The sequence below is a fragment of the Bacillus sp. H1a genome (assembly GCF_000633475.1).
Lineage (GTDB): Bacteria > Bacillota > Bacilli > Bacillales > Bacillaceae_G > Bacillus_A > Bacillus_A paramycoides.
This window is the reverse complement of record NZ_AYMH01000133.1, coordinates 1-3753: the sequence shown is the minus strand read 5'-3', so window position 1 is coordinate 3753 and position 3753 is coordinate 1. Positions and strand designations below refer to the sequence as shown.

At 35.6% G+C, this 3753-nt stretch carries 6 protein-coding genes and 1 pseudogene; 1 reads left to right on the top strand and 6 read right to left on the bottom strand.

What is annotated here, in order from left to right; genetic code table 11:
- Positions 1 to 73, top strand: a pseudogene (locus U860_RS37085) (GNAT family N-acetyltransferase); the annotation flags it as partial.
- A gap of 224 nt (positions 74 to 297) precedes the next feature.
- Here the strand turns inward: U860_RS37085 and U860_RS0130570 are convergent.
- The 6 genes from U860_RS0130570 to U860_RS0130545 all read right to left on the bottom strand — a co-directional run bounded on the left by U860_RS0130570 (position 298) and on the right by U860_RS0130545 (position 3712).
- Entirely contained in the window at positions 298 to 504 is a 207-nt protein-coding gene (locus U860_RS0130570) for a helix-turn-helix transcriptional regulator (protein WP_025151444.1), read from the bottom strand.
- Between the two features lie 262 nt (positions 505 to 766).
- Entirely contained in the window at positions 767 to 958 is a 192-nt protein-coding gene (locus tag U860_RS0130565; RefSeq protein WP_025151443.1) for a hypothetical protein, read from the bottom strand.
- A gap of 46 nt (positions 959 to 1004) precedes the next feature.
- Positions 1005 to 1241 (bottom strand): hypothetical protein, encoded by a 237-nt coding sequence (locus tag U860_RS0130560; RefSeq protein WP_025151442.1) that lies wholly within the window; start codon positions 1239 to 1241, stop codon positions 1005 to 1007.
- 95 nt (positions 1242 to 1336) lie between these two features.
- Complete coding sequence (locus U860_RS0130555; RefSeq protein WP_025151441.1) at positions 1337 to 1576, bottom strand: hypothetical protein; 240 nt, start codon at positions 1574 to 1576, stop codon at positions 1337 to 1339.
- A 997-nt stretch (positions 1577 to 2573) separates the two neighbouring features.
- On the bottom strand, positions 2574 to 2957 hold the full coding sequence (locus U860_RS0130550) for an ArpU family phage packaging/lysis transcriptional regulator (protein WP_025151440.1): 384 nt from the start codon (positions 2955 to 2957) through the stop codon (positions 2574 to 2576).
- Between the two features lie 137 nt (positions 2958 to 3094).
- Entirely contained in the window at positions 3095 to 3712 is a 618-nt protein-coding gene (locus U860_RS0130545; RefSeq protein WP_025151439.1) for a Holliday junction resolvase RecU, read from the bottom strand.
- Between the last annotated feature and the right edge of the window lie 41 nt (positions 3713 to 3753).

Below are 3753 nucleotides of genomic sequence, written 5' to 3'. Positions count from 1 at the left end.
TATACTTTTAAATGAACCCCTACCAGGTTCTGAACACTCTACTATGAATGCATGGTATATAAAATCTTTTTAAAATTAGGTGTATTAAACGCATCTATTAAAAGGAAAGTATTGAAGGAGCTTTATTTGGGGTAGCACCACATCGCTATCAAGCTAACAAAATAAAATCCCCCTAAAATGAAAAAATACGCTATTCTTTCTGTAGAATCATAGGAAAGGATGGCGTATTTTTTGCTTTATGAATAATAAAAAACTAGATTGATAGGGATTTGTTTTGCCCCCCAGTACACCAATTAATCAAAAATAAAATAATTCTTCAAATTTTTTATCTAGTGCTATACAAAGTACTAATGCTAACTTTGCAGTTGGACAAAATTGTCCTGTTTCAATAGAACTAATTGTTTGCCTAGATATTCCTACCATTTCAGCTAATTCTCCCTGCGATATTTTTTTCTCAGCTCTTGCTACTTTCAAACGATTTTGCAGTACTAATTCATCTTTCAATTATCATCCCTCCAGAAAGAATATAAACTTATTACATAAAGATAACTACTGCCATCTATTTATAATTTACACATATAAAATATACATATAGTTGTGTGTAGATATAAACTATAAAAAGCTTTCTTTGTTAACCCTCTCTATTTTCGTTCGTTGTGTTCGTTTGTTTTGTTATCTTTCCTTAACAACAAACAAGACGCCACCAAGATCACGGCAGCGCCTACGATAATTGCTATAAACTTAATCAAACTCATTTATCCTTACATTATTTATTTCTTTGCTTCCATACCCCATGCTCTTTACGATAAGTAGCCTTTCCATTCATGAAGTCAGCTGTATTACCAGGCATGCTATATTTTTTATTCTTTTTCTTAGCCTTCTTCTTCAGCCTCTTCTCTTCTTGAACAGCTTGCAAATCCGCCTTCCATTGTTTCAACAAATCCTTTTCACGTCGCATCGAATTTGTACCCCTTGGATTAAAATGTGAACCAAATAACTAGATTCTACCATTTTATATAGATATCCTTTAATCCAAGTGTTAATTTTATACAAAATAAAAGAGCACCCATAATCGATAGGTGCTCAAATATATGAAGTGGGGCTACCTCATACTCTAATATATGCTTTTCCTTATCAAAAGGTGAAATAAAAAGAGTACCCGCCATTAGGTACTCTTCAACAAATAAGTATGGCGCTCCAAGTTTCACCTCATATGATAACTCGTCCCACGAATTCATCATATACTTGTCTTATTAGAAGGTTCACTAATTTAATGTGTAATTTCTATATAACAAAGAAAAAAGTACCCGTTATGGATGCTCTTTCTTGTTTAATCTTAAAATTCACCTGTATAATCTATAATGATTTGTTGATTCTCATCATCATTATCAATTTCTGTTTCTCTAAACTCGATTGCTAATACCTCTTCCATATTGATCATATGGTCTCCAAAACCCATGAAAGAATACTCATTTGTTTTGATTCTGTTAAATACCTCTTCTTTATCCCCGTCCATATATGCATGGAAGTTTTGACCGTTTTTCATACTAAAATTAATTTTTAATTTTTTCATCATATCTCTTCCCCTCCCTTCTCTCTATTTATTCGGCAGAATAGAAGAATATCCTATAAATAAAAAAGCCATCACCAAAGTGAAAGCTTTCAAGGGGATGGGAGAAAAAGAGAAAACAAATGGCAAAAGTTCCTCTTCCAAGGTCAAGATTACTCTCAACCTTCTCCAAGCCACCGCATCATATAATTTTTTAGCTCTTATTAGCTACGCGCTTTACGTTCGGTGACTGGGAGAAGACTAAGAATCTTCTCGTTTATACTCCTTAGAGTCGGTGATACGAACACCATTTTTGTTATCTTTCATCTCGTGACAGACAGTAGATAATCATTTTGCACAACATATAAAGTGAATCAATCTTTACATGCAAGACGTATATGTTTCTTCCGACGCCTTGTTTGAACCAATACACAAGACTGAGGTGAATGTTCAGCTGTATTGGCTCAAACAAAGAGCGGAGCTCCTTGCCTAACGAAAGATGTGAGTAATTCGTTAAAAGTGTAATGCCCTGTCCAAATTGATGAAAAAGCCCTTTATTCTTGTTTTTTCTTTTTAGAAACACGTAATTATTCAATCATGAACAACCACCCCATTTCCATTTTCAAGAAACGACATTAACAAAGAATAGAAGGTTATTATGTTCACCATCAACCCAGAGGACATGGCGGTCTCTGAGCTGATCACTAAACATAATAGAAACAGCATGACGAATGCAAGTTATCTCACGCCCGCCACACTGGAATATGTCATTGTTAATCATTCAGTGGTCTTTTCGTCTTAACGCGGATTCTTACCGCCTAGCCCGCCCTTTTTGCGGTATACGTTACCGTGACATTCTCACATCAGAACGTTTCACTTATAGGTGTACTAATCCTCTTCGGTATGCAGTTGTCAAAGGGCTGTCCAAAGCTCTTTAATGAGCTTGTAAGATAATAATAATTTGAATCGCACATTTACTTATTCCTCACTTTCTTCCGTATTTGTTCCCATTTTATCCGCGTTTTTAAATGATTCTTAACGCTGTAGCGATAGATAAAATAGCATTCTTTTTCTGATAGTAATACCATTTATGTTCAAGCATCATTTGAGCCTTTATTGCCTTGTCACTCATTAACCCACTTTTTAAATACTTCCGTTCAATAATTTCTCTTTGTTCATGATCTAATGAGTGGTCTAATGCTCTCTTAATCTGTAAGTACTTATAATCATTTATTTTCCTTGTATCACGTAATTCGGGGAATAACTGAATACTTTCCCTTTCACACTCACTTTGGTTTTCCATACGTACAGCTAGAGCCTTATAATCACGTAACACCTTTACTACTGCTTTTTGAATTAACTTATACTCCTTATCACCTATTTCTGGAAAGAATGCTAATTGCTCCATCTGTAATCCCCCTATTTCTGAATTTGTTTTTTTAATATTACATAAGGTACGTAAAATTTTATTATCTCTTTGTTGAATAAGGGAAACATGCATAGCGAGTAGCCCCCACCATCCACTCTGCATAGTTCCGTTATCCATTAAGCCTTTAATAATTTACGTTTCTTGTTGGCCATCTTCTCTTTTGCTGCTTCAATGTTATTTGCTTCCTGATCAAATTGAATCATGCCATCAAACGTAACTGGAGTTACTGCTTCATCTACGTATTGTAAGTAATCAGCTGCCGCTCGTTCCGTCTGTTCTACTAAGTACCCATAAATATCAAAGTCTGCCCTCGGTATCGACTTCTTACCTTTTGGCTGTTGTGACATCCTTACATAAGATTGAATGACTGATAGCGGTACTGCGCATAATGAATTGTCCTTGCTAAACCCAATAAGGAAGAAACAAATCGCTCCCATCTTCTCTGCTTTCTCCAGGTAATCCAACTGATGCTGCGCGATGTTCTTCAAATCAAATCGTCCAGTATTCTCTGTAGACTTTGCTTCAAACGCTATAGCTTGTCCCTTATACACACCATCATAGTCCACTGTACTCTTAGCTTCATAGAATCCGTTTAACACACGGCCATTCTTACTTTTTAACACTTTCACGGGAGTCGGACGCTTGTTTATAAGCGCCACTCCACCTCTTTGATACATTTCATTCGCTAGATTAATAAGCATTTCAAATGCCATTCCACGGTTTCCTAGTCCCATTGTTATTCCTCGCTTTCTTATAGTTGCGATAGGTAAGACTT